Source organism: Streptomyces sp. NPDC126497 (assembly GCF_040302425.1).
In the GTDB taxonomy this organism is placed as follows: domain Bacteria; phylum Actinomycetota; class Actinomycetes; order Streptomycetales; family Streptomycetaceae; genus Streptomyces.
On the sequence record NZ_JBEORT010000108.1, the window covers coordinates 1 to 25,040 of the forward strand.

The 25,040-nt window shown below is 73.1% G+C and carries 21 protein-coding genes; 8 read left to right on the top strand and 13 right to left on the bottom strand.

Annotated elements, in window-relative coordinates:
* Positions 1-447: condensation domain-containing protein (locus ABTY20_RS30080; protein ID WP_502991921.1), on the bottom strand; the 447-nt coding region annotated here is incomplete at its 3' end.
* Between the two features lie 1,080 nt (positions 448-1,527).
* On the opposite strand from ABTY20_RS30080, the gene ABTY20_RS30085 reads away from it, so the two are divergent.
* The gene (locus tag ABTY20_RS30085) at positions 1,528-2,373 is read left to right on the top strand and encodes a transcriptional regulator (protein ID WP_352000295.1); all 846 of its coding nucleotides are present in this window, start codon (positions 1,528-1,530) and stop codon (positions 2,371-2,373) included.
* Positions 2,374-2,476: 103 nt separating this feature from the next.
* Here ABTY20_RS30085 and ABTY20_RS30090 read toward each other — a convergent pair whose 3' ends face one another.
* From ABTY20_RS30090 to ABTY20_RS30130, 9 genes are all read right to left on the bottom strand, one after another.
* Positions 2,477-2,965: a class I SAM-dependent methyltransferase gene (locus ABTY20_RS30090; protein WP_352000296.1), complete on the bottom strand. Its 489-nt coding sequence runs from the start codon at positions 2,963-2,965 to the stop codon at positions 2,477-2,479.
* Between the two features lie 448 nt (positions 2,966-3,413).
* Entirely contained in the window at positions 3,414-4,358 is a 945-nt protein-coding gene (locus ABTY20_RS30095; RefSeq protein WP_352000297.1) for a VOC family protein, read from the bottom strand.
* Positions 4,359-4,523: 165 nt separating this feature from the next.
* A complete protein-coding gene (locus tag ABTY20_RS30100; protein WP_352000298.1) occupies positions 4,524-5,327 on the bottom strand; it encodes an alpha/beta fold hydrolase in 804 nt (267 codons plus the stop codon).
* A 361-nt stretch (positions 5,328-5,688) separates the two neighbouring features.
* Positions 5,689-6,495 carry an enoyl-CoA-hydratase DpgD gene (dpgD, locus tag ABTY20_RS30105; RefSeq protein ID WP_352000299.1) on the bottom strand — a complete coding sequence of 269 codons (807 nt, stop codon included), beginning with the start codon at positions 6,493-6,495 and terminating at the stop codon, positions 5,689-5,691.
* Positions 6,492-7,847 carry a (3,5-dihydroxyphenyl)acetyl-CoA 1,2-dioxygenase DpgC gene (gene dpgC, locus ABTY20_RS30110; protein ID WP_352000300.1) on the bottom strand — a complete coding sequence of 452 codons (1,356 nt, stop codon included), beginning with the start codon at positions 7,845-7,847 and terminating at the stop codon, positions 6,492-6,494. Before dpgC ends, dpgD begins: the two co-directional genes overlap by 4 nt.
* The gene (gene dpgB / locus ABTY20_RS30115; RefSeq protein WP_352000301.1) at positions 7,844-8,542 is read right to left on the bottom strand and encodes an enoyl-CoA-hydratase DpgB; all 699 of its coding nucleotides are present in this window, start codon (positions 8,540-8,542) and stop codon (positions 7,844-7,846) included. The genes dpgC and dpgB overlap by 4 nt, the downstream gene beginning before the upstream one ends.
* Positions 8,543-8,565: 23 nt before the next feature.
* Complete coding sequence (dpgA, locus tag ABTY20_RS30120) at positions 8,566-9,717, bottom strand: 3,5-dihydroxyphenylacetyl-CoA synthase DpgA (protein ID WP_502991920.1); 1,152 nt, start codon at positions 9,715-9,717, stop codon at positions 8,566-8,568.
* A 102-nt stretch (positions 9,718-9,819) separates the two neighbouring features.
* A complete protein-coding gene (locus ABTY20_RS30125; RefSeq protein WP_352000302.1) occupies positions 9,820-11,127 on the bottom strand; it encodes an aminotransferase-like domain-containing protein in 1,308 nt (435 codons plus the stop codon).
* A gap of 2 nt (positions 11,128-11,129) precedes the next feature.
* Positions 11,130-12,713, bottom strand: coding sequence for an MBL fold metallo-hydrolase (locus ABTY20_RS30130; RefSeq protein WP_352000303.1), 1,584 nt, complete (start codon positions 12,711-12,713; stop codon positions 11,130-11,132).
* A 407-nt stretch (positions 12,714-13,120) separates the two neighbouring features.
* Between ABTY20_RS30130 and ABTY20_RS30135 the strand changes: the two genes are divergently transcribed.
* From ABTY20_RS30135 to ABTY20_RS30155, 5 genes are read left to right on the top strand one after another with little or no spacing between them, the layout of a single operon-like run.
* Positions 13,121-14,224, top strand: coding sequence for a hypothetical protein (locus tag ABTY20_RS30135; protein ID WP_352000304.1), 1,104 nt, complete (start codon positions 13,121-13,123; stop codon positions 14,222-14,224).
* The gene (locus ABTY20_RS30140) at positions 14,221-14,949 is read left to right on the top strand and encodes a DUF6182 family protein (protein ID WP_352000305.1); all 729 of its coding nucleotides are present in this window, start codon (positions 14,221-14,223) and stop codon (positions 14,947-14,949) included. The genes ABTY20_RS30135 and ABTY20_RS30140 overlap by 4 nt, the downstream gene beginning before the upstream one ends.
* 1 nt (position 14,950) lies before the next feature.
* Complete coding sequence (locus ABTY20_RS30145; protein WP_352000306.1) at positions 14,951-16,588, top strand: GH3 family acyl-acid amido synthetase; 1,638 nt, start codon at positions 14,951-14,953, stop codon at positions 16,586-16,588.
* Positions 16,585-18,957, top strand: a complete 2,373-nt coding sequence (locus tag ABTY20_RS30150; protein WP_352000307.1) for a hydroxymethylglutaryl-coenzyme A reductase family protein — start codon at positions 16,585-16,587, stop codon at positions 18,955-18,957. The genes ABTY20_RS30145 and ABTY20_RS30150 overlap by 4 nt, the downstream gene beginning before the upstream one ends.
* Position 18,958: 1 nt before the next feature.
* Positions 18,959-19,759 carry a hypothetical protein gene (locus tag ABTY20_RS30155; protein ID WP_352000308.1) on the top strand — a complete coding sequence of 267 codons (801 nt, stop codon included), beginning with the start codon at positions 18,959-18,961 and terminating at the stop codon, positions 19,757-19,759.
* Between the two features lie 333 nt (positions 19,760-20,092).
* Here the strand turns inward: ABTY20_RS30155 and ABTY20_RS30160 are convergent, their stop codons facing one another.
* Both ABTY20_RS30160 and ABTY20_RS30165 read right to left on the bottom strand, forming a co-directional pair.
* The gene (locus ABTY20_RS30160) at positions 20,093-20,905 is read right to left on the bottom strand and encodes an SDR family NAD(P)-dependent oxidoreductase (RefSeq protein WP_352000309.1); all 813 of its coding nucleotides are present in this window, start codon (positions 20,903-20,905) and stop codon (positions 20,093-20,095) included.
* Between the two features lie 203 nt (positions 20,906-21,108).
* Positions 21,109-21,642 carry a hypothetical protein gene (locus ABTY20_RS30165; RefSeq protein ID WP_352000310.1) on the bottom strand — a complete coding sequence of 178 codons (534 nt, stop codon included), beginning with the start codon at positions 21,640-21,642 and terminating at the stop codon, positions 21,109-21,111.
* Positions 21,643-21,789: 147 nt separating this feature from the next.
* On the opposite strand from ABTY20_RS30165, the gene ABTY20_RS30170 reads away from it, so the two are divergent.
* Both ABTY20_RS30170 and ABTY20_RS30175 read left to right on the top strand, forming a co-directional pair.
* Positions 21,790-22,284 (top strand): DUF2243 domain-containing protein, encoded by a 495-nt coding sequence (locus tag ABTY20_RS30170; RefSeq protein WP_352000311.1) that lies wholly within the window; start codon positions 21,790-21,792, stop codon positions 22,282-22,284.
* Positions 22,281-23,126 carry a cytochrome c oxidase assembly protein gene (locus ABTY20_RS30175; RefSeq protein WP_352000312.1) on the top strand — a complete coding sequence of 282 codons (846 nt, stop codon included), beginning with the start codon at positions 22,281-22,283 and terminating at the stop codon, positions 23,124-23,126. The genes ABTY20_RS30170 and ABTY20_RS30175 overlap by 4 nt, the downstream gene beginning before the upstream one ends.
* A gap of 396 nt (positions 23,127-23,522) precedes the next feature.
* Here ABTY20_RS30175 and ABTY20_RS30180 read toward each other — a convergent pair whose 3' ends face one another.
* Positions 23,523-24,674 carry a baeRF2 domain-containing protein gene (locus tag ABTY20_RS30180; RefSeq protein WP_352000313.1) on the bottom strand — a complete coding sequence of 384 codons (1,152 nt, stop codon included), beginning with the start codon at positions 24,672-24,674 and terminating at the stop codon, positions 23,523-23,525.
* Between the last annotated feature and the right edge of the window lie 366 nt (positions 24,675-25,040).

The following is a 25,040-nucleotide window of genomic DNA, read 5'->3' on the forward strand; positions in this document are numbered from 1 at the left end:
CCGCGCCCCGTACGCCACCGACACATCCCGCGCCAACGGCCCCATCGACCAGCCGTCACCCGCGATGTGATGCACCACCAGCACCAGCACATGCTGGTCTCGGCCCACCCCGAACAGCCAAGCGCGCAGCGGGATGTCGGCGCTCAGGTCGAAGACGTGGCGCGCCGCCTCCGCCACAGCGGTGTCCAGGTCCTCCGGCCGCACGTCTGCGACCTTCAGCGCGAAGTCGGCCTCCTCGAGCGGCAGGATCCGCTGATACGGCTCGCCGTCCGTCTCCGCGAACACCGTCCGCAGCACCTCGTGGCGCTCCAGCACATCCCGCAGCGCGCTTTCCAGGGCGTCCCGGTCCAGCCGGCCCGACAACCGCAGGGCCATCGGGATGTTGTACGTCGCGCTCGGACCTTCCAGCTGCGTCAAGAACCACAGCCGGCGCTGCGCGTACGACAACGGGATCATCGGGATTCCTCCTGTTTACGCGTAACCGCGGCGGGGATCATGCTCCCCATTGGAAGGTGTCACATCTGAGGAGCATGCCTTCGCAGCCTCCGCATGAGCGGCGGCTTGATATTCGACTGCCGTTTTCGTCAGGGGCGGCAGCTGTTGTGAATGCGAGCGGGAAAGCCTGGTCCGTTCACCGGCCGTGCGGTGGCATTCGGGTGGCCGGGGCGACGGCGATCCGCCGCCGGCGTTGTTCCTCGCCGTCGACCGGCATCGGAAGACGGGGCGGTCGGGTCGTCGAACGGGTCGGTCATCCGTCATCCCTTGCAAGACGTGTCCACGGGCGGCCGTGGGCGGAGCCAGTTCACTATGGGCCAGGTCGCATGTCTGATCAATGCCGGTGATCGTTCAACTGCGCCCCGACCGCACTTGAACAGGCGCGGCCGGCTCCCCCGCGGGGCATTGTCCGCTTGCCGTCGGGGCGTCATCGCTTGGGATTTCGGGTTCTCCCGGGGTGCGCGTCGGTTTTGGGTGGAGCAGTCGTTTTGACACGGTACCCAGTGCTTCAGGTGGCTCGTCCCGTCTCCGTTTTCGCCCGGGATGTACGCATGCTCACGCCTTGCGGCGGCCGGAATGCGGAATCGATAACTCCGGATAAAATCGCCTGCCGCCGCACAGACGTGAATGTAGGATGGTTGTTGAAGAGCGTCTGACAATCGCCGTACGGTTGTGAGCTGGTCGCCCGGAGATTGTTAACCGCTGTACAGAAACCGGTCCGATTCACCCCGTTGCTCCAAGTTCTCGTAAAAGTACGTGGCACGACCCGGCCCATGCACGGCACGACCCACGAACAATAGTTCCGAGTACTGATTATTCTGGGGGTTGATCTTGACGCAATCCGGAAGTGAAAGGGCCGTGTCTTCATCGGAGCATGGCTCCAGAAATCCGGACAGCCGGATCACGACCGTACCCACCGCGTCACTGCTGCCGGGTGACTCGCCCCGTACCGAGGGTGTGAACGCCCAGCACATCGCCCGGCTCGCCGAAACCGAAGGGCCCTTACCCGCTGTACTGGTGCACCGACCGACGATGCGGGTCATCGACGGAATGCACCGCTATCTGGCGGCGCTTTCGAACGGCCGGAAGACCATCGAGGTCGAGTTCTTCGACGGAACCGCCGAAGAGGCGTACCTGCGGGCCGTGCAGGCGAACTCGGTCCACGGGCTCCCGCTCTCCCCCGTCGAACGCAAAGCCGCAGCCGCCCGGATCATCGCGTCCCTGCCCCACATGTCCGACCGTGCGATCGCCAAGGCGGCGGGACTGGGTGCCAAGGCCGTGGCCACCATCCGCCGCCGGATGGACGAGACACCCCGACTCAACGCCCGTGTCGGCCAGGACGGCAAGGTCCGTCCGCTCAACAGCGCCGAGGCGCGGTACCGGGTCGCCGAGTTGCTGGCCGAGCGTCCCGACGCCTCCCTGCGGGAGCTGGCGCGGCTCGCCTGCGTCTCGCCGGCCACCGTCAGTGACGTCCGAAGGCGTCTCGCCTCCGGCGAACCGCCCGCCCCGGAGCGCCCGGGGGTCAGGAGCCAGGCGGACAAGCCCCCGGCCGCGGACCGGCCCGCCACCGTACACCTCCAGCCGGCCGGGCGTAAGCCGCACCGCAGGATGCGTCTGGTGGCGCAGGATCCGGGGGTCGTGCTCGACAAGCTGTCACGTGACCCGTCGCTGCGTCACAGGGAAGAAGGGCGGCGGCTGCTTCGGCTGCTCCAGCAGCACGCGATCGCCACACAGGAATGGCCCGCGCTGAGCACCTCCTTGTCGGGACACTCCAGGGAAACGGTGGCGAGTCTCGCCCGGGAGTACGCCAAGACATGGCTCGGTTTCGCGCAGGAGCTGGACGAGCGTCTCCAGGCCAGGCTGCTCGCCAGCGGATGAGGACGGCCGCCCGGGCGGAAGCGAGCGGCACATGCCCGCGGTCGCGGGCATGTGCCGCTCGCACCGTGAGGAGCCGGGACCCCGGGTGAGCCGGCTGTCCCTGTCACGGTAATCGGCCCGGGACCGGCTGCGGCCGGAACAGGAAACCACCCCATCCGGGCATGGCGTCCGTCACCGGCCGCCAGGTGCCTTCCTGCCAGCCGTGCATCGTGTACGACAGGGAGACGGTGAGGCTGCGGACGGTTTCGGCCGTGCGCCGCCGGCCGGGGCGCCGACGCCCCCAGCGCAGGAGCAGAGCGGGGCGGTCGCGCAGCAGTGTCGCGAACGCCCCGAGCAGGACGTCCAGTTCGTCCTCGCCGAACTGGATCCGGATGAAGTCGACCCGGGTCAGGCCCCTGCGTCGGCAGAGATCGTCCACGGTGGCCGCCTGTGGGCCGCCCGGGCGTCCCGGCACGAGACGGTGCACCTGCCCGTCCGGGCCCGCGAGGTTCCTCAGCGCCGCGGTGCACCGCGAGCAGCCGGCCCCGACGTCCACGCAGACGGCGCCGGGCGACACCAGCTGGTCCAGTCCCGGGGCCTCCGGATGGGGCACCGGCCTGTGCGGCCGGTCCTGGGCGACCGGGGAGGCCGGTCCCGGTTCCCGGGAGTGCCGGAGCCCTGGCAGCGCGACGACGGGACCGCGCGGGTCATCCGCTGTGTGGAGCTCGGATGTCCCGGTCGGCGGCCCGTCGGCGCCGTCGCGCCCCGACCCTCCGTGGTGTGCCACTGCGCATCAGTCCTTCCGGGTCGTGTCACCGCGCCGGCGCTCCGGCCGGGCGGCCCGTTGACGGTTTCGAGGCTAGGTTCCTCACCCGCCGGACCGCGTCCCCCACGGTGACGACCCCGTGTCCTTCGCTGCGCCACGTCCTCCCGTCCGGGACCGCCGAAGGGTGTACTCCCCGGGGAGTGTCATCCCCGGGGTGGAGGCCTCCGGGCGGGGGTTTCCTGCCGGTCCTCGAAGGGCGGGAGTCGTCCCGCGGCCGGTGAGTGGGTCACGTGGCTCACCGGGCGGCCAGCCTGTGCCGGCCGACCGTCCGGTACAGGGCTTGGAGGTCGTCGTCGCCGGGGGCGTCGGGGCCGTCTCCGTGCCGGACGAGTTCGAGGAGCAGGGTGGCGCCCAAGCGCGTCGAGGCGCCCACGAGATGCGGTCGCGCGTGGTGCCCCGCGGACTGTTCGGCAGGTGCTGGTGCGCGGAACTCGACTCCTGCTTCCAGGAGTCCGCGGGCCGCGCGGACGATGTCGTCCGCGCGGAAGGTGAGTCGCTGTTCCGTGCGGTGCGTGGGGTTCGGCCGTGGCGCCGTCCCGTGGCGGAGGTCGGCGTCGGGCTCCGGGACCGCGAGGGTGAGGGTCATGCCGCCCTGGGGTCCCGCGAGTTCCACGGCGTGGGGCGTGCGGTCCGGTGCGCCGTCCCCTCCCGGTCGGCGCGGGGTCAGCCCGAACCCTTCCTCGTACAGGCGGGCGCACTCCTGGAGGTCCGTCGCCCCGACACCCGTGGTCACGCCTTCGAGCAGCGCGACGGGGGCCGCGCGGCCGGGGCTCTGCGGCAGCCGTGCCCAGCGGTGGCCGGCCGGCAGGCCCGTCCGGGTGCCTCCGGCGGGCAGCAGGGTGTGGGTCATGCCGCCGGCCCCCGAGAGGATCGGGTTGCCGCGTACGGAGCCCACCGTGCGTGCGCCGGCCCGCAGTGCCCGCTCCGCCGTCGCGGTGACGTCCGTGCACAGCAGTGCGATGTCGGCGATGCCGTCGCCGTGTGCGTCCAGGAACCCCCAGGTGGCGGGTCCGGAGGTGACGACGAGGGAGGCGGTGCCCTGCCGCAGCAGCAGGGAGCTGCGGTCGGGGGCGACGGAGTCTGCCACGCAGGCGAATCCCAGGGCCGAGACGAGGTACTGGGCGGTCCGCTGTTTGTCCTTGGCGTACAACTCGACGTACGCGATGCCGTGCCCTGCCATAGGTCTTCCTTCCTGCGCGGGGTGGTCCGGCGGGGGCGGTGCCACCCCTCCGGTGCCGGCGTTCGAGGTGCGCGTCGCGGCCGCGTGCGCGGCGGTCGTGCGTACGGCGCCCGCGGTCCCGGTCCGCGGCCGCCGTGTCCGCGGGCCGTGGACGGTGCCGCGTGGTCAGTACTTGTCGAGGAACTCGATCAGGGCCGCGTTGACCTCGTCGGGGCGTTCCAGGTAGCCGAGGTGACCGCAGTCCGCGATCTCCACGAGGTCACAGCCGGGGATGGCGTCGGCCACCTCGGCGACCAGGTGGGGCGGGCAGACGAGGTCATGGCTGAAGGCGACGGCCCTGCACGGCACCGTGATGCCGCGCAGCGACTCGCGCCGGTCGCCGAGACCGTCGACGGCGGCGGCCTGGCCGGCGGAGGAGTGGCCGCCGCCGGTGAGCTCGAAGAGCTCGAGCAGGGGGGTGACGGCGGCGTCGTCGTTGAGGGTCGTCGGGGAGAACATCTCGGTGACCGTCTTCACGGCGTCGTAGCCGGCCGGCAGCCGTATGCCGCTCTCCCGCAGCGCGCGGTCGGCGGCGCTCTGGGCGCGCCGGAAGGCGTCCGAGCGGGCCCGGGACGCGATCAGGACGGCCGAGCGGACCAGTTCGGGTGCGGCGAGGGCGAGTTCCTGGGCGATCATGGAGCCGAGGGAGGTTCCCACGACGTGGCAGGGGCCCAGCCCCAGTTGCTCGATCAGGCCGCGGGTGTCGGCCACCATGTCGGCGAGGCGGTAGTCGCCCGCGGGGGCGTCCGACGGTGCGATGCCCCGGTTGTCGAAGGTGACGGTCTCGTAGCCGGCGCGGTTCAGCGCCGGTGTCTGGTGCATCGTCCATACCCGGCCCGACGCGGACGATCCCATGATCAGCAGGACCGGCGTGCCGCTGCCGGACCGCTGGTAGGAGAGCCTCACACCGTTGGTGTTCACGAATGGCATGTCGAGCCCGTTCTCGTAGGGGGCAACAGGCGCTCTCCGTGCGGTCACCACGGAGAGGTCCGGGTGGCCGCCCCGCCCTCGGCCCCCGTCGGTCCCGGCTCGCGGGCCGGGTGTCGTGCTCGGTGGAGCTCACGGTCTCCGCCACGGCTCACGATGGCATCGCACCTCCGCGGCGATCAAGCCTTGCCGAGTGGACCGGGGCGCGGCCCGTGCGGTGTTCAACCGCCGCTCCCGCGCGGTTGAACGACCGTCCGGCCGCACCGCCTCCGGCCCGGTGGGGCCGGGCCCGGCGCGAGCACCGGGGTGCGTGCCGGGAACGGTGCGGGCGGGGTCCGCGGCATCGGGTGTGCGGGCGGGGGCGTCAGGCGCCGCGCCAGACGGGAGCGCGTTTCTCCGCGAAGGCCCGCGGGCCCTCGACGGCGTCATGGCTGCGGCGTCGTTTCTCCTCCCACGCGTAGGTCGCCGTGAAGGCCTCTTCCAGCGGCAGGTGCAGGGACCGCTGCACCGCCTCCTTGAGGGCCCGTACGGAGAGCGGGGCGCTGCGCCGCAGGGCGTCCGTCCAGGTGTCCACGGCGGCGTCCAGGTCGTGGAGCGGGACGACCTCGTTGACGAGGCCGAAGCGCAGTGCCTCGGCGGCGCTCATGCGGCGTCCGGTGAGCAGGTGTCCCATCGCCGGTTTCAGGGGCATCTGCCGGGCCAGGCGGAAGGCGCCGCCCGCGCCGGGGACCAGGCCGAGCGTGGCCTCGGGCAGCGCGAACACGGCGTGGTCGGCGGCGACGGCGAGGTCGCAGGCCAGGACGAGTTCGAAGCCGCCGCCGAGGGCGTAGCCGTTGACGCGGGCGATCACGGGTTTGGACAGGTCGAACCGGTCGGTCAGCCGGGGTGAGCCGGGCTGGCCGCGGCTGCCGAAGCTGGTCGGCGGGGCGCCTTCCCGGTCCAGCCGGGCTCGCTCGCGCAGGTCCTGGCCGACGGTGAACGCGCGCTCGCCGGCGCCGGTCAGCACCGCGGCCCGGATGTCGTCGTCGGCCTCGATGTCGTCCCAGACGAGCGCCAGTTCGCGGTGCATGCGCTGGTTCATCGCGTTGAGCACCTCGGGCCGGTCGAGGGTGACCCGGGCGATCTGGCCGTCCTTCTCGTACCGTACGCCCGAGTCCCCGCCGCCGATCACGGTGTGCGTCCGGCTGCGGACGCCGAGGCCGTGGTGAAGCGGCCGACCTTGTCGATCACGTCGGAGCTGTAGATGCGGATGGCCTGTTGCAGCGCGAACTCGGACATGTAGCGGCGGAAGTCGTCCGGTGACTCCTCCGCCAGGTTCAGCATCCGCCGGTTGGCGAGTACCGCGTTGCCGCGCAGGCGTTCCACGCTGCGTTCCACCGCGAGGTCGAGGTCGGCGTGGTCGTGGACCTCGTCGACGAGGAGCCGGGCCTCGGGTTCGGTCGCGAAGACCCGCCTTCCTTCGAGGATCACCTGTCGTGACAGGCGTGGCCCCACGGAGCGGGTCAGCCGGAAGTTGGAGGCGCCCGGGACGATGCCCTCCTGTGCGGCGGGGAGGCTGATGTAGGCGTCGGCGGCCGCGATGACGTGGTCGAAGACGAGCAGCAGTTGGGCCCCGCCGCCGATCGCGAAGGAGTCGACGACGGCGACCCAGGGCTTGTCGGTGGTCCGTGACCGCCAGCCCGGGTCGTCGGTGCGGATGCCGCGCAGCAGCTTGTGGATGTAGCCGAGTTCGCGGCGGAGCAGGAAGTCGACGAGGGAGATGTCCCCGCTGTGCAGGGCTTTGAGGTTGATGCCCGCGCTGAAGACCCGCCGTCCGCGGTACCGGGGGTGGGTCATCTCGCCGCCGCGCAGGAGTCCGACCTCGACGGCCGGGTCGAGCAGGGCGAGGTCGACCGCTGTCTCCATGTCGTCGACCTGGGCGTTGTCCTCGGCGTTCAGGGCGTCGTCGCGGCACATGGTCAGCCGGGCCACGGCGCCGGTGCGTTCCAGGCGGACGGATCCCAGGTCGACGCGGCCCGTGCGGGTGAACCCGGGCAGCAGCTCGGTGGCGCGCGGGGTCGGCCGGAGCATCGTGTCGAGCAGGTGGGCGCCGGCCAGGGGTGAGCGCAGTACCCGGCTGAAGAAGATGCCCTGGTCCATTTCGTGGCCCTCTTTGCGGGCCTGTGGCCGGCCGCGTTCGGCGGCGAGCTGGTCGTCGGTGGGGACGAGGCCGGGGAAGGCGGTCGCGGCGGCCTTCGCCAGTGCGTCGATGCGCAGGGGGCGGGTGCGCCGGTCGGTGAGTTCGTCGTAGACCGCGTCGGTGTGGGTGTCCAGGAACGCGGCGCGCAGGTCGCGGACGGTGTCGGCGGTCGTGGCGGCGAGGGTCTGCTGCCGCACGGAGCGCTCGCCGTGCGGGGGCAGGCCGTCCAGCAGGGCCCGGTGGTGGCGGGCCGCCTGTTCCAGGGCCCGTCTGGCCCGGGGCAGTGGCGCGCGGACGTCGTCGGGGTCGGTGTGCGGTGGGGTGGGTTCCGCGGTGGCGGTCATGATTCGGCTCCTGTCGTGGCGCGGCGCAGGGCGCGGTCGCAGGCCGCGAGGTGGGCTCCGAGCGCCTCTTCGAAGCTGGTGCCGGCCGCTTCGTGCAGCAGTTGGCGGCGGATGGCCAGTTCGGTGCCCGAGACGGCGCGTGCGCGTTCCGCGGCGAGCCGGAGGGCCTCGGGCACGTCGTCGGTCAGCTCGTCGACCAGGTGCAGGGCCAGGGCGTCGGCGGGGCCGACGGGGGTGCCGTAGAGGACGGCGTGGCGGATGGGGGCCGCGTGGGGGCCGTGTCCGGCGAGCCGGTACAGGGCCATGCCCGGCCAGGTCCCGCCGCCCTCGACGGGGACCACCAGGCGCACCGAGGTGGTGGCGATGCGGTGGTCGGTGGCCAGCAGCACGTCCAGGGCGCTGCCTCCGCAGTCGCCGTCGGCGACGGCGACGGTGGTGGCGGGCAGGCGTTCCAGGCGGCGCAGGACGCGCTCCCACTTGCTCACGAGGGAGACGGTCAGGCCGCCCGGCAGGGGCCCGCTCGGGGCGCCGGAGACGCGTACGACGACGCTGGCCCGTCCGTCGAGGTCCTCGGCGGCCTCGCAGACCGCGGTGACGGCGGCGACGGTGTCGGCGGACAGGGGCCGCCGCCCGTCGATCCGCAGGGGGATCTCCTCGGACGCGGGGTGTGCCGCGGTCGTCGGGGTGCTCTTCATCGCTTCTCTCACCTGTTCCGTGGTCACCACTGCACCAGTGCGGTCTCGATGGTCGAGCCGGGGCCCATCGTCATCAGGACGCCGTAGTCGCCGGCGTGGGCGGCACCCTCCTGGAGCAGGCGCTCGTAGGAGAACAGGAAGGACCCGCTGGAGAGGTTGCCGTAGTCCCTCAGGACGCCGGTGGTGTGCCGTACGTCGTGGCGGGTGAGCCCGAGGTTGACGCGTACGGCGTCGATCACCTTCTTGCCGCCGGAGTGCACGAGCCAGTGGGTGATGTCGCGCCGGCGCAGGCCGGCGCCCGTGAGCAGCCGGTCGACGATCTGCTCGGCGTTGGCGCCGACGACGTAGGGGACGAGCGGGTCGAGGTAGAAGCTGAACTTGTTCTGGTCGTCGTCCCAGTCGTAGCGCATCGCTTCGATGGCTTCGGTGATCAGATGGCTGGCGAAGGCGAGGATGCGGGGGCCGTCCTGTGCCGGTGGGGTGCCGGCCGGTCCGTAGGCGGCGTCGGGCGGGTCCGCGGTGAGTGCGACGGCCGCGGCGCCGTCCCCGAAGAGGCTGTTGACGACGGCGGTGCGCATGCTGCCGTCGATGACGTAGGCGGCGGAACAGGCTTCCGCGCAGAGCATCACGGCGACCTTGCCGGGGTTGGCCGTGACCCAGCCGGCGGTGGCGTTGAGGGCGTTGAGGCCTGCGTTGCAGCCCATGCCGACGACGTCGACCCGGCTGGTGCGGGGCAGGAGGCCCATGTCCTTGATGAGGTGGGCGCTGAGACCGGGGGTGAGGAATCCGGTGGTGGTGGTGCAGCAGAGGTAGTCGATGTCGGCGAGGTCGAGGCCGGTGTTCTCCAGGCAGGCGCGGACGGCTCGGGCGCCCATGTCGAGGGCGGTCCGCTTGTGCTTGGCGAGGAGTTCGCCCTGGGCCTCGGGGAGGACGGCGCCGTCGGCGTCCCGGGGCGGGAGGGTGAGGTGGCGGCGTTCGATGGCGCTGTTGAGGAAGACCGAGCGGACCTTGGGGTCGGTGATGCCGAAGAGGTCGAGGACCTCCCGCTGGGAGTACGAGCGGTCGGTGACGGCGGTGCCGACCCCCATGATCCGTGGGCTGCCGAGGCCCTTGGACGGTGTGGTGGCGGGGGCGTCGAGGAGGGCGGTGCCGTGCGGGTCTGCGTCGGCGGTCATCGGAAGGTCCACCCCCACATGCGTGGCTTGCTGCGAATGAGACGTCGTGCTGTCGACACGGGGATTCGCTTTCTGTGAGTGACGGCGGGGAACGGCGGTGGTTCAGCGGGCCCGGGCCGCTTCGGTCCTGACGAACCGGGCCAGCCGGGCCGTGCCTTCGGTGATGTCGGCCTGTGTCAGGTAGCTGACGGACAGGCGCAGGCTGTGCTCGCCGCCGCCCCGGGGATAGAAGTAGGACATGGGCGTCCAGATCACGCCGTGGTCCTCGGCGGAGCGCACCAGGGCGGCGTTGTCGGCGGGGAAGGGGACCTCGAGGGTGAGGAAGAACCCGCCGTCCGGCTCGTTCCAGCGGACGCCGAGTGCGCCGCGCTCGGGTTCGGGGAAGCACTCGTCGAGCCGTTTCAGGATGGCCCGCATCGCCTCCCCGTAGTACGCCGAGGTCTCGGTGTTGAGCTCCGAGGTGCGTCCGCCGGCGGCGAGGAGCATGCCCGCCACGGCGGCCTGGCTCAGGGGTGAGGTGTTCACCGTGACCATGCTCTTGATCTTGATGAGTTCGTCGGCGAGCAGGCCCTGCCCGCCGTCCTCGTCCACGACGACCTGGTCGGCGACGGCGAAGCCGACGCGGGCGCCGGGGAAGAGGGTCTTGGAGTACGAGCCGAGGTGGACGACTCGCCGGTCGCGGTCGAGGGACTTCAGGGTGGGCAGTTGCCGGCCGGGGCTGACCAGCCGGTAGGGGCTGTCCTCCAGGATCAGGAAGTCCTCGCGCCGCGCCAGGTCGAGCAGGGCGTGCCGCTCCGGCAGCGACATCGTGGATCCGGACGGGTTGGAGTGGTCGGGCACGACGTAGTGGGCGCGGGGGCGGCGGCCGCGCGCCTTCTCGGCGGCGACCGCGGCCTCCAGGTCGGCGCTGCGGAAGCCGTCCGGGCCCTCCGCCACCGGGGTGGGTTCGACGCCGAGCAGGCGGGCGGCCCCGGTGACGCCTACGTAGCACGGGCTGGAGACCAGCAGGGTGTCCTGCGGTCCGGCCAGCAGTGCGCGCAGGGTGAGGAAGATGGCCTCCTGGCAGCCCACGGTCACCACCACGGCCTCGGGCGGCACGTCGATGTCCTCGTCCTCGCGCAGTGACTGCGCGACGAGTTCGCGGATCTGCCCGCCGGTCGGTCCGTACTGGAAGAGCGCGTCGCGGATCTCCCCCGGTGAGGCGCCGCGTTCCACCAGGTGGTCGAGGTAGCGGCGGATGTGCCGGAAGATCTCCTCGACGTCGAAGAAGCCGTCGTACGGGCGGCCCGGTGCGAACGAGACCGCCCGGGGGTAGCGGTGGGTGATCTCGTTCAGGAAGTTCATCGTGTCGAGGACCGGGTCGCCGACGCTGGCGTGCAGTTCGGCTCTCCGCAGGGTGGCGGGTGCCATGTCTACCAGCGCCATTCCTGCTGGCCGTAGAGGTGGCCGGCCTTGATGCCGCGGTCCGCGCACCAGGTCATGAACTCCTCGATCTGCTTGATCTGGTACGTGTCGGGGGTGTACGTCGTCGCCATGACGTGGCCGAGCCACGGCTCCTCGCCCATGGCGTAGACGTACGCCTCCTTGGCGCCCAGTTCGGTCATGATCGCGGCGGCCTGCTCGGCGTTGGAGCCGGACAGTTTCCGGGAGTTGCTCATCTTCTTGGTGATCGGGATGGTGAGCAGGGCCTGGTAGAGCCAGGTGAGGGGGGCGCCGTCGCACTCCATGCCGAGGAAGGCGTAGTCGGCGGTGCCCAGTTCCTGCTTGATGTAGCGGTAGAGGGAGGGCTCGATGCCGGAGGAGTCGGCGCCGGCGAAGACGTTCTTGTCGGCGAGCCGCACCCAGTACGTGGACTTGGCGCGGATGTCGAGGTCGCAGTGCTCTCCGAGGAACGGGGTGGCGGTGACCTTGCCGCCGGGGAACTCGATCTCGTCGAAGTCGTCGACCTCGATCACCGGGAAGCCCTGGCTCTTGAGCATCAGCGCCATGTTCGGGTCGGCCAGGTTGCCGCGGGAGGACCGGGGCACGACGATCGCGCCGACGCGGCCGCGCAGTTGCAGCAGGGTCTCCAGCACGATGTGGTCCTGGTGCCCGTGGGTGATCAGCACGAGGTCGATGAAGTCGGGCAGGTCGTCGAGGGTGTAGCGGTCGCCGGCCGTGCTGTCGGCGCTGATGAAGGGGTCCGTGACGATGGCCGCCTGCGGGGTCTGCATCACCAGGCAGGCGTGGCCGAAGTAGCGGATGCGGCCGCCCGACTCGATGTGGCGGTCCTCGGCGAGGGCGGGCTCTTCGCTGAGCATGTGCGACAGCTGCCCGGCCTGGGCGTCGTCGAGGCCGAGGGCCTCGCGCAGGTGGCCGAGCGTGGTGGGCCGCACGCGGCTGCGGAACAGCTCCGCCAGGCCCTCGTGGCGGAAGGGGATGTCGATCTCCAGGACGTCCGGGGAGGTCAGGCGCGGGGTGCTGAGGACGAAGGGGCGCTCGATGCCGGTCTCGAAGGACAGCTGCACCGACTGCCGCGACTCCTGGTAGATGTCGCTCTTGTAGACGACCGGCTCCATGAAGCGCAGCTGCGCCTGGTTGTCGGTGTCGTAGGCGAGCTCGACGAGACCGCCGAGCTCCGGCGGCAGCTTCGGGTACAGCGGGGTGAGGTCGAAGCCGGTGGCGTTGGCGCGCAGCAGTTCCTGGCCGGCGACGATCGCGTCGGCGAAGCGCAGGATGTGCGCGCGGTCCCGCTTGATCGCGGCGAGCAGATCGCGTACCTCGTCGGCGCGCTCCTCCGGGATGTTGATGAAGTAGCCGCCGCGGAGGTCGGGGTTGTTGCTGGCCGCCACGTGAACCTGGGGGGACTGCAGGTAGGACTCGAGCAGCGGTACCTGGAGGAATGCGAGGTTCATCGCCGACTGCACCGGTGCCGTGGTGTACGGCCACGCGAAGAATCTGTCGATCAGCGGTTCGACGATCACTTTCGAGCGCAGGAACAGCTGCTGATCAGCCATGGGTTTTCCCATCTTTTGGAGCTTTGAACAGGCAGGGGTGCGAGGCGGCTGCCACGGTCCGGCCGCCTCTCGAGCACAGGAGGAACGCGCCCTCAAGTTAGGTGCGGTGGGGCCGGTCGATCAATGTCCAGCGGATTCCGCGGTGTTGTGTTCAACCGCTTCCCCGCCGCAGTTGAACGCCGGGGCGGTCATCTTTCCCGCGCGGGGACCCACCCGCGTCGGGCATGGCCGATTTCCCGTCACCGACCTCCTGCAATTCGGACGGAAAAGCTCCGGCCGTTCAACCGCGCACCAGCGGCAGTTGGACACCCCTGGACCATTATTACGGTTACCTCGTTCTTCGCGCGCCTCTCCGTCGCAGCCCCGTGAATTGCCGTCGAATTCCTTATGCAGAAAGGGTCGATCACGTGGTCCTCGACGAACTCGTGGTGGCTCCGGTGACGATCACGCCGACCAAACCGCTCACTCCCACGCACGTCAAAGGCCTGCTGTGGACGGACATCCTGGTCAAGGCGAGCGCGCTGGCCGGGCGCGCGCGGCTGCTGTGGAACGACCGCATGGCGGCTCTCACGACCCAGTCGACGGCGTTCTGGCAGTACCTGGACCGGAGCGAGCCGGACACGGACTGGAGCCGCGAGTCGGCGGCTGCGATCGGTGAGCGTTACGTCCGCTTCCACGCCGGGGGCGGGAGGAGCGACCCCCGTGCCGTGGGCGCCTGTCTGGAGCGGGTCGACGCGACCGGGTGGATCCACCCGGCCGGCCGGCGCGTGCTGGACGCGTGGCGCGCCGAGCTGGATCTGCTGGGTGTCGGCGGTCCCGGCCTCGGGGAGGACCGTCCGCTGGCCGCGGCGGCGGACACGACGCTCGAGGCGCTGGCGGAGCGGGGGCTGTTGGTCGACCACCGCCGGTTCGGCGGTCCCGTCCACCTGGACGGCACGCGCTGGGGCCTGCCGCTGCGGCAGTTGGTCGGAAGCGACGGACACCCCAACTACCTGCTGCCCATCCTGCGCGAGCTGGTCCCGGCGATCGGCCCGGACCGGGTGTTCCTGCTGGTCTTCGACGACGGTCTGGCCGCCGACTACCTGCTGCTCGACCGGGTGCTGTCCGCGTTCGGCGGCCGCTCGGTACGGCTCGCGTTCAGCAGGGTGCCCGTCGACGGGACGGTGCGCTCCAGCCGGTACGGCGGTTGGCGCGGCTCCACCCTGTCCGACCTGTCGGCGGTCTCCGGCTCGGCCGACCGGGCCGCCTACCGGCTGGGGATGCGGCTGTACTTCGCGGGGGTGCTGCCCCGCCGCTCCGCTCAGCCGTTCCGGATGCCGGTGCTGCGCCGCTGCGTGGGACGCGCCGCCCGGCTCCTCACGCGCGCCCCGGCCGACGTCGACGGGTGCTCGCTGCCGGAGGCGCTCTCCCGGTCCCAAAACCCGAACGGTTTCGTCGACCCCTACCGGCTGACGACGTCACTGCTCGGCCCGCGGCCGGCGGACCCGCGGCTGCTGAGGATCTACACGTGAGCGGGTCACCGGCCGGGGAGCCGGCGGACGCGGCGGTCCTGAGGGCCGCCGCGCTGTCCCGGGTGACGGCGGTCCGCGCGGGGCTGGGCGCCGGGCCGGTTGCGAGGGGGCTGGGGGTGGCCGTGGTCGTGGCCGACCTCGACGTCGCGGCGTTCGTCCGGGGCGCCGCGGAGTTCGCCGTGGGGATTCCGGCCGGACTGCGGGAAGGCTGGTACCGGACCTTCACCAGGACGGTGTTCCTGGCGGGCCGGCCGGCGGGCGTGGCGGTCCGGCACCCGCACCGGCTCGTCACTGCGGACGGGAACCTCGCGTGGTACGGCCCGGCCACGCGCGGGGCGATGCTGCCGCTGTCCCGGCTGCTGCGCTCCTTCCAGGGCCCCCGGCCGGTCGAGGTGCCGGCCGGGCCCCTGACCGTGACCGTGCCGGGACCGCCCTCCGGGCACACCGCACAGGTGTCGGTCGCGGTCGGCGGCGTCAGCACCGGCGCCTACCTCGTCCACGTGCACCACCTGATCGCGGAGGCCGTGCTGCGCGGACTGGTCGGCCCGGGTGACACCCTGCGGGTCGGCCACCGGCGGTTCCTCGACCCCGCGGAGTTCCACGACGCCCTCGACCCCGCCCGTGCCGGTTCGGCCCAGACCCGGATCGCCGGCAGCGGCTCCGACCCCGACCGACCGGCCCTGTTCGGCGTGCTGACGTCGGACCGCAGCGAAGGAGACCACTGACGTGCAGGCGGAACGAGTGCGCGCGGAGCACCGCCGGTTCCTGGAGTGCCTGGAGCGCCCCGAGGAAGTGCAGCACGACCTGCTCAGGGACATGCTGGAGCGCAACGCGGACACGTCGTTCGGGCGTGAGCACGGCCTGGCCTCGGTCCGCACCCTGGACGAGCTGCGCCGGGCCGTGCCCATCCGTACCCACGAGGCGACGATGCCGTGGATCGAACGCGCCATGGACGGCGAACCGAAGGTGCTGACCACCGACGACCCGGTCGTCTACTTCTCGTCCAGCGGGAGCACGGGCCGCGAGAAGCACATCCCCATCACCCGCACCTACATGCAACAGACGTTCCTGCCCTTCTACCACGCGAGTTTCGCGCCGCTGCTGCAGGCACTGCCCCGGGCGACGGCCGCGCCCGGTGGTGTGCTGAACCTCTGGCAGGACCCGACCTCGCCGATCACCCGCACTCCGCAGGGCCGGCCGCACATCGGCGCCAGCCAGGTCGACTACCGCGCGTTCGGTGAGGACTCCGCCGTGGGCCTCGGCAACAACGCCCCGTGGAGCCGTATCCCCGAGGCGCTGGCCGACGACGACCCCTGGGAGCGCAGCTACTACAAGCTGCGCCTGGCCGCCGAGCAGGACATCCGGGTGGTGATCGGCGTCAATCCCGCGATGGTGGCCGGGCTGCCGTACCAACTGCGGCGGACGTGGCCGCGGCTGGTGGACGACATCCGGGCCGGCACCCTCGGCGGTCACCGGCACTCGACGCCGAACCCGGAGCGCGCCGAGCGGATCGAGGAGTACGCGAAGACGTTCGGCACGGTCCACCCCTACCACCTGTGGCCGCGCCTGGCCGCCGTGTTCGTGTGGAACAGCGGCCTCGCGCGGTCGTACCTCCCCCGGGTGCGGGAGACGTACGGGCCGGGTGTGCGGCTGTTCCCGGCGCCGATCGCGTCCTGCGAAGGGCCGGCGGCCGTGCCGGTCGACGGGCACCCCCACGGGGCCCCGCTGTACCTGCCGGGCTGCGTCTACGAGTTCGTACCCGCCGATCGGCCGGTCACCGCCGACAGCGAGACGCTGTCGGCCACCGAGGTGGAGGAGGGGCACGACTACCACGTGGTGCTCAGCCACGTCGGCGGGCTGTACCGGTGCGCCGTCACGGACGTGGTGACGGTGGTCGGGCGGGTGGGCCGTACCCCGCGCATCGAGTACGCCGGACGGGACGTCGTCCGGTCCGCGGCCGGGGAGCGGCTGACCGAGGCCGTCGCGCTGCGCGCCCTGCGGGCCGCGTGCGGCGACACCGGCGCGGAGCTGCGCAACGCGACGTTCCGCCTGTGCCGCGGGGACGAGGGGACCGGCCCGCGCCACCAGGTCGCCGTCTCCTTCGCGGGGCCTCCGGTGCCCGAACTGGCCGCCGCGCTCGACCGGCGGCTGTCGCGGGAGTGTCCCGGCTACGCCGCCGGCCGCGGGTCAGGGGCGATCGGACCGGTCGAGGTGATCACCGTCCACCCGGACGCGTTCCTGCGGGAGTGGGAGCGCGCGGCGCGCTCCGGGCAGCGCCCGCCCCGCATCAAGGACCGTGTCTTCCTGCCCGACGAGGAGGGGTGGGCGAGGATCGTCGCCACCGCGCGGGAGGTGGCGGCGTGACGCGGGAGCGGGCGGCGGGGCAGGGGGCGGCCGACGCGGTCCCCGGACGGGGGCAGTACACCGAGGACGCCCGCAGACAGCGGCTGGAGTGGCTGCGCGGGCACAGCGGCGCCGCGCTCACGTCGCTGGAGCGGACCGGCCTGGACGCGTACAACCTGGTCGGCAACGTGGAGAACTTCATCGGTTCGGTCGAGGTGCCGGTGGGTCTGGCGGGGCCGCTGCTGTTCGTCGGGGACTCCGCGCGCGGGGAGGTGGTGGCCCCGCTGGCGACCACCGAGGGCGCCCTGGTCGCGTCGGCGTCCCGGGGCGCCCGGGCCGTGACCGCGTCCGGCGGGGTGTCGACGAGGGTGCTGTCGCAGCGGATGACGCGGGCGCCCGTTCTCGAGTGCGCCGACATCGCCGCGGCCCACCGCCTCACCGAGTGGTTGCGGGAGCGGCGGGCCGCGCTGGAGGCCCAGGTGGGGCTGGTGTCCCGGCACACCCGTCTGGTGGACGTCGAGCCGTACCAGATCGGCCGGTACCTGCATGTGCGGTTCGTCTTCGAGACCGCCGACGCGGCCGGGCAGAACATGACGACGGCGGCGACCTGGCAGATCTGTCGCTGGCTGACCGACGCGCTCGCCGCCGAGGAGGAACTGAGGCCCAGGAACCTGCTGCTGGAGGGCAATCTCAGCGGTGACAAGAAAGCGACCTTCGGCTCCATGCTGGCCGGCCGCGGCACCCGGGTGACCGCCGAGTGCCGCCTGAGCCGCGACACGCTGGCCTCGGTGCTCAAGACCACGCCCGAGGCCATGGTCAAGAACCACGTCTCCACGGTTCTCGGAGCCCAGCAGATCGGCATGCCGGGGCACGGCGTCAACGCGGCGAACATCGTCGCGGCCCTGTTCGTCGCCACGGGCCAGGACGTGGCCTGTGTCCACGAGTCGGGGGTGTCGATCTTCTCGATGGAACAGGACGGTGACGACCTGGTCGCCACGATCCTGCTGCCCAACCTGGTCGTGGGAACGGTCGGCGGGGGCACCGGGCTGCCGCACCAGCGCGAACTGCTCGCCCTGCTCGGCTGCGCGGGTGAGGGCGGCGGCCGCCGGTTCGCCGAGATCGTCGCCGGGTTCGCGCTGGCCCTGGACCTGTCGACCATGGCGGCGCTGGTCAGCGGTCAGTTCGCCCAGGCGCACCAGCGGCTGGGGCGGGCCCGGCGGGTGGACTGGCTGCAGGAAGGTGATCTCGACGCGGCCCTGCTGCAGCCGATGCTGACCCGCGGACTGGACGACCCCGGCCTGCACGTCACCCGGGTGGAGCCGTCGCCGTCCCTGCGCGGGGACGGGATCGCCGGCGAACTCGGAGCGCTCGCCGAACGGCGCAGACTGAGCGGGCTGCACCCGCTGCGGGTCGAGTGGACCTCCGGCGACGGGTCCCCCGCCGCGGCCGACCTCGTCGCCAAGGTCAAGCCCCGGGGCGAGGAGATCGTCGCCGGGATCGCGATGGTGCTGTCCCTGTGCGGCCCGGAGCCGGCCGGGGCGTGGGAGCGCTGGGGCGCGGTCACCGGGTTCGGCGACGCGCACCGCCGTGAACTGGCGGTGTACCGGCGCACGGAGAGCGCGCTGACGGAGCTCCTCCCCCGCTGCTACGGGATCCTGGAGGACGACGAGCGCGAGGCGTACGTCGTCCTCATGGAGCGGTTGTCCCACGACGGCGGGCCGTGGACGCGTGACCGGATCGACGGCGTGCTGCGCGGCGTCGGGCGGGTCCACGGCCACTGGCTCGGCCGGGACGGGGAACTGCTCGCCGAGGGCTGGCTGCAGCGGGTGCCGGAGCCGGCGGACCTGGCCAAGGCGCACGAGCTGTGGGGTGCGCTGGTCCGGCACGCCGCGCAGGAGCAGCCGGATCTGCTGGACCCCGCCCGGGCGGACGTGCTGACCGGGCTGGTGGAGGACGCCGGGCGGTGGGCGCCCGCCGCGCACGCCCTGCCCCGGACGCTGGTGCACAACGACCTCAACCCGCGCAACATCGCGGTGCGGGGAGAGCGTGTCGCCGTGTACGACTGGGAACTCGCCACGGTCGACGTGCCGCAGCGCGACGTCGTGGAGTTGCTCGCGTCCACCCTCGGCCCCGACGCCACGGAGGACGACGTCGGGCACGCCCTCGCGGTGCACGCGGAAGCCGTGGCCGCGGTGTCGCCGGAGGCGGCCGCGCTGGTGGCCGGGTGCGACTGGCGCCGTGGCTACCGGCTGGCGCTGCGCACGTTCATGACGACCCGGCTGGCGCTGTACCTCGCCGGGCACGGCCAGCGCGAGTTCGGCTTCCTGCCGCGCCTGACGCAGACCTCGTTCCGGCTGTGGCAGCTCGAAGAGGCCCGGGGGAAGGACTGAGATGCGGGCCGCTGTCGTGGGGATCGACGGCACGGGCAAGACCACGGTGCTGCGCCGGATGCGTGAGCGGGGTGACGTCACGGTCGTGCACGCCATCCGGGCCCATGACGACCCGCACAGTCCGTACGCCGCGCTGTCCAGGGCACTGGCCGGGGCGTCGGCCGCGGCGGACGCCCTGGGCCGGGTACAGCTGAAGCTGGCCGTGCTGTACCTGCAGCTCTGTCTGTACGGCCCGACGGAGCGGCAGGCGTCGCGGAGCGGCCGGCCCCTGGTCTCCGACCGGCATCCGCTGATCGATCCGCTGGCGTATCTGCCGATGTTCGCCCGCGCCGAACGGGAGGGCGCGCCCGGCGGGGACGTCGAAGCGTGGTGGCGCGGACAGGAACCCCGCGACGCCCGCGCCGTACGCGACTGGCTCGTCGCCCGGACGGCCGGCGCCGACCCGTGGCCGCTGGGCACCGACTTCCTGTACCAGGCGACGAGGCCGCCGCAGGACGTACTCGCCTATGTGAGCCGTTCGTTCGGCGTGACGCTGCCGGACACCGTGGTGCTGCTCGACCTGCCCGTCGAGGACGCCCTGGCACGGACCAGGAACCGGGAGAGGAGGGACGAGCTGCACGAGAGGGCGGACCTGCTGTCGCTGGCACGGCAGCACTACGACATCGCTCTGGCCTGGCTGTCGCGGGCCCGGCCCGAGGTGTCCGTGCACCGTGTCGACTGCCGCGGCCGCACCGTCGCCGAGGTGACCGAGGCGGTCCACGCGGTGGTCACCCGTGAGGGAGGCGGCGGGGCGCGGCGCTGACCCCCGCCGCGGTCCGGGCCCCCGCGCGGAGCGTCTTCCCACCCCGGTTCGAGCGGGCCGCGGGCCGGGTGCGGGGCGAGGAGCGGACTCCCGTCCGGGAGGGCGTGGGTCGCCCTCGCGCCCCGTGGGCCGGACTCCCCCTTCACCGGCGCCTCCCGGTCACCCCCTCGTCCTCCGCGGGAACCCCGCTCCGGAGGAGCCGCTCGACGCCCGGCGCGAGTCGCTCCGCCGTCCGCTCCCGGCCGGTGCGGAGCCGCCGGGGAGGTGGTGCGGCCCCTGGGTGACGCCCGCCGTCGGCTGCACGCGCGTACCGCCGGCGATACGCCGTCCCGGTCACGCTCCGTTCCCGGGCCCGGCGTCCTTGCCGGTTCCCGGTTCCGCCAGTTTCCGGTGTGCCGCCGCCTTGACGCCGTCCGGCAGCACCTTCCCCGCCGCGCCCATCGCCTTGGCCTTCAGGGACCCGGTGACGGACTTCTTCTCGCCCTTCACGATCGCCGTGAACGCCTGCTCGGCGACCTGTGCGGGATCGTCCTTCTTCGAGGTGCCCATCCGGGTGTCGTCCGCCATCCCCGCCCTTCGGAAGAAGTCCGTCTCCGTCGCGCCCGGCATGAACGACGTGATCGTCACGCCGGTGTCCCGGACCTCCTCGGCCAGCGCCTCGGCGAAGGACTGCACGAACGACTTCGAGGCGTTGTAGACGGGCTGGAAGGGGCCGGGCATCATCGAGGCGACGGACGAGGTGAAGGCGATCCTGCCCGCACCGCGCGCCACCATGGCGCGCAGCAGCGGCTTGGCCAGCCGCACGGTCGCGGTGACGTTCAGGTCGATGACGGCCTGGTCGTCGGCGGGGTCGGTGTCCACGAAGGCGCCGCCCCGGCCGACTCCCGCGTTGAGGGCGGCGACGTCGACCGTGAGTCCCTCGACCGCGGCGAGCAGCCGTTCCACTCCCTCACGGGTCCGCAGATCGGCGCGCACGGGGCGTACCCGCACACCCGTCTCCCGCAGGCTGCGGGCGGCGGACTCCAGCCGTTCGTCCTCGGCGTTGACCACGAGGTCGTAGCCGTGCTCGGCGAACTGCCGGGCCAGTTCGTATCCGATTCCGGCGGAAGCACCGGTGATCAGCGCGAGAGGTCGTGTGTCGGTCATGCCGGCCGGGTAACCCGCGGACGGACCGCCACGCCCCGGCCGCGGGAGAGGATTCCCGGCGCCCCGCGGGGACCGTCCCGTCGTCGCGCCGTCCCCACCGCCCCCGCGGACCGGCGGGCTGCCGCCGCCGTCCGGGGGGTGGCCGTACGCGCCCTCGTCGCGACCGCGCGCGGGGCCGCCACCGCGCGGCGTTCGGCGCCGGGTCACCTGCCGTGGGCCGCGCTGCGGGGCAGGGGGCCGACACCGGACCGGCGGCCGGGGCGGAGGGCGGCGTGGCGCCGGCCGGGCCCGGGACCGCCCCGGGCGGCCAGCGCGTCGGCGACGGCACCGGTGGTGAAGGCGTAGACGGCCTTGTGCAGCACGTCGACGACGAGTTCCCCGCGGGGCCAGGTGGCCGGCGGGGCGCCGACGCCGGTGGCGTTCTCGAGGATCTGGTCGTTGGTGAGGCGCACGACGGCGAACTTCGCCGAGGCGACCGGTCCGCGCAGTCCGGCCTGGGCCATGACCGAGCGCAGCACGCCGAGGAGGGCGGCCTGGCCGAAGTGCATGGCCCGGTTCACCGCCAGGGGCTGCTTCCCGGGGCGTTCGGGCAGGCCGGTCAGGCGCTGGAGGACCCGTGCGGGTACATGGGAGTCGGGCCGTCCCGTGACGGCCTGTTCGAGTTTCTCGCCGACGGTCATCACGACGCCCCCGGCGGTGCCGGCGATCAGTCCCTGCCACAACGCGCGTTTCATCATGCCGGTGCAGGTACCCGGCGACAGAGTCCCGACCCATCGGCCGGGGCGGGCCCCGGCCGGACGCGGTGGCCGGTGGACGCGGCCCGTGCGCAGGGCCGGGCGCACCGGGACGGCGGACCGGTCCCGGACCGAGAGGAAGGCGGTTCCATGAGCGACGCGGCGGCCCCTGCGCGCACGACTCCCGGGGCGGAGCCGGAGACGCGCAGGTCGATGCTGGTGTGCGGGGTGATCGGAGCCGCGGTGATGGCCGCGGTCGACGAGATCGTCTTCCACCAGGTCCTGGGCTGGCACCACTTCTACGACCGCTCCACCACCGGCGTGGGACTGCTGTCGGACGGGCTGCTGCACACCGCCGAACTGCTGGCCCTGGTCGCCGGGTTCTTCCTCTACGCCGATCTGCGCCGCCGCCGCGTCCTGGCCCCGGCCCACGGCCGGGCCGGGTTCTTCCTGGGCCTGGGGATCTTCCAGCTGTTCGACGGGATCGTGGATCACAAGCTGCTGCGCCTGCACCAGATCCGCTACGGCGTGGACGTCACCCCTTACGACTGGGCGTGGAACCTCGCCGGTCTGGTGCTGCTGCTGATCGGCGCGGCGCTGGCCGTGCGCGCGGCCCGGCGCGGCCGGGCGGGGGCGGCGTCGTGAGCCTCGCGCACCTCCACCCGGGCACGGTCACGGGTTCCGGCCCGGTCGAAGCGGTCACCGCGGCCGCCGCGCTGGCGGCGGCCGCCGTCTACGTGTCGGCCGCGGTCCGCCTGCGGCGCCGGGGGGACGCCTGGCCCCGGTGGAGGGACGCGTCGTTCACCGCCGGCGGCGCCGGCCTGGCCTGGGCTGCGGTGGGCCCGCTGCCCGGCGGCCCGTTCACCGCCCACATGGTCCAGCACCTGGTCGTCGGCATGGCGGCCCCGCTGCTGCTCGTCCTCGCCCGCCCCCTCACCCTGGCCCTGCGCGCCCTGGCACCCGGCCCCGCGCGCCGGGTGCTGCCGGCGCTCGCCCACTCCCGTGCCGTGGGTGTGCTGCTCTTCCCTCCGCTGGCGGCCCTGCTCGATGTCGGGGGGCTGTGGCTGCTGTACCGCACCGGGCTGTTCGCCGGCCTGCCGCACGAGCCGTGGCTGCACGCGGTGGTCCACGGGCACGTCCTGGCCGCCGGGCTGCTGTTCACCTTCGCCGTCTGCGGGCTCGACCCGGTGCGCCGCCGCTGGAGCCCGGCGGTGCGCGGGGGCGCCCTGCTGGCCGCCGGGGCCGCGCACGCCGCGCTGGCCAAGTCCCTGTACGCGACGGCGCCGCCCGGCACCGCCTTCGCCGCCGCCGACCTGCACACCGGTGCCCGGGTCATGTACTACGGCGGCGATCTGGTCGAGGCCGCGCTCGCCGTCGTCCTGGCCGCCTCCTGGTACGCGGCCACCGGACGTGCCCTGGTGCGGCGGCGCCGGGCGGACGCGGCCCCGGGGCGGCGTGCCGTGACCGGGACGCCGGCCGGACGCTGACGTCTCCCGCCCCGGCCCGGGGAGGAGTCAGGTCGCGGACAGGGACGTCCGGGGCCCGGCGGGTCATGCAGGACACCCCCGAGCCGGGGAACACCCCCTGGGTGTCCAGGTCGCGGTGGGGGCCGGAGGCGACGACACCGTGACGGTGGACGAGGGCCTGGTGCTGCGCGGCGAGCAGGTGGCGGTGCCCCTCATCCATACCCCCGGGGGTATTCTGGTCCGTTCGGTACTCCCCGGACGGGAAGCGGCGCGCGGTCCGTCTCCGGTGCGCTGCGCGGACGGGCGCGGCCGTGGAGCGGCGCGCGGACGAGGGGCGCCCCGGACGGCCCGTGTCCGGTGCCGTCCGGGGCGCCCCCGCCCGTCGTGACCGTGCCCGGTCCGGGCGCCCGCGCCGCGTTACGCCGGCGTGGTCTCGTAGGTCCAGCGCAGGAGGGCGCCCAGGCCGCCTGTCGGAATGTCCGAGGTGTCCGCTCCGTCCTCGTCCGCCGGGGGGACGACCAGTACGTCGGCGGCGGTGACGGCGGCCGCGCGCAGCAACGCGTCGTCCGCGCGTACCGCCGTCGGATCGCCCTCCCCCAGCGTCTGGACCTCGGTCCGGCGCGCCGCGACCTGGTCGGGCCGGGCGCCCACCCACGTCTCACGGCCCAGCTCCGGTCCGTCGGGCCGGACGAGCAGCGTGTCGATGCGGTGTTCCCGGGCCGCTTCCACCAACGCCGGAACGCCCTCCACCGCCTCCGTGGGCCGGCCGGTTCCCACGCGGCCGGCGCGGAAGCGGTCGAGCACCTCCTCGGCACGGTGACGCGTGTACCACCGCCGGGCCTGCTCGATGGCCTCCTCCAGCGCGGGAGAGGCGGAGCCCGCGGCGCGGCCGCCGTGCTCGGTCTCCGTGGTGACCCGGCGGACCCCCTCGGGGAGCCTCTCGTGCACGGCCGGCCGCTCGCGGGGGTCACCGGCCAGGACGACCAGGTCGGCGCCGGATTCCTCGTAGGCCGCGCTCAGCGCTTCGGCGATCTCACCGGCGTTGTGCTCCCAGGTGTTCTCGACCTTGAGCTGGAAGTGCCGCTCGGACCAGTCCGACGACGTCGTGCGGTGCACGGGGTGCTGCTCCCCCTCCACCCGCCCCGCGGACCGCGGTCCGACCGCCCCGCGCAGCTCGAAGTCGGCGCCCGTCCGGTCGATGTACGCCACGAGGCAGACCGGGTCCTGGCCCGCCAGTTCCAGCAGCGGCGTCAGCCGGGGCAGTGGAGCCCAGGAGACGATCTGCCGTTGCGGCGGGCGGGAGAGCCGGTGGCTGAGCACCACCTCGCCTCCCGCCGCGAAGACCACTCGGCCCGCCGGATCCTCCGCGGGCCCGATCCGCAGGAGGGCGTCACGCATCGCTTCGACGGTCGCCGCGTCGGCCCCCTCCTCCTCGAGCGTTCGGCACGCCTCACGTACGGACAACTCACGCCGCTTGGCACCCGACTCGTCGTTCTGGGTGGGATCGAAGTACACGGTGGCCCACGGGCCCGGGCGGTCGAAGAGCGGTTGCAGGAATGACAGATGCACGTTTCCTCCTCCTTCGCCCCTGTTGTCGGGCCGGGTGCCCGAAGCACGGCGAACCACACGCGACGAGGACGGCGTGCCTCGTCCCCGCCTCCGGGCCCACGGCGACCCGCCGGAGCACCCGCCAGGAGGCCGGGGACGGACCGCCCCCGTGTCCCCGTGGCGGCGTGGCCACCGGGATGTCCGTCCCCGAGGCCGCCGCCCCCGGCGCCGAGGCCCTGCGCGTGGCGGCTCGGCGGGCGTCGCGGCGCCCGCCGGGGCGGACGTCTCCTGTCGGGCCCTAGGGCCTCTCGTTTGGATCATGTCGGCGTCGCGGGGCTTGGCACGCGCATCTGCCGCGTTGTCGTCAGTTGCCAACGCTCCGCGTTG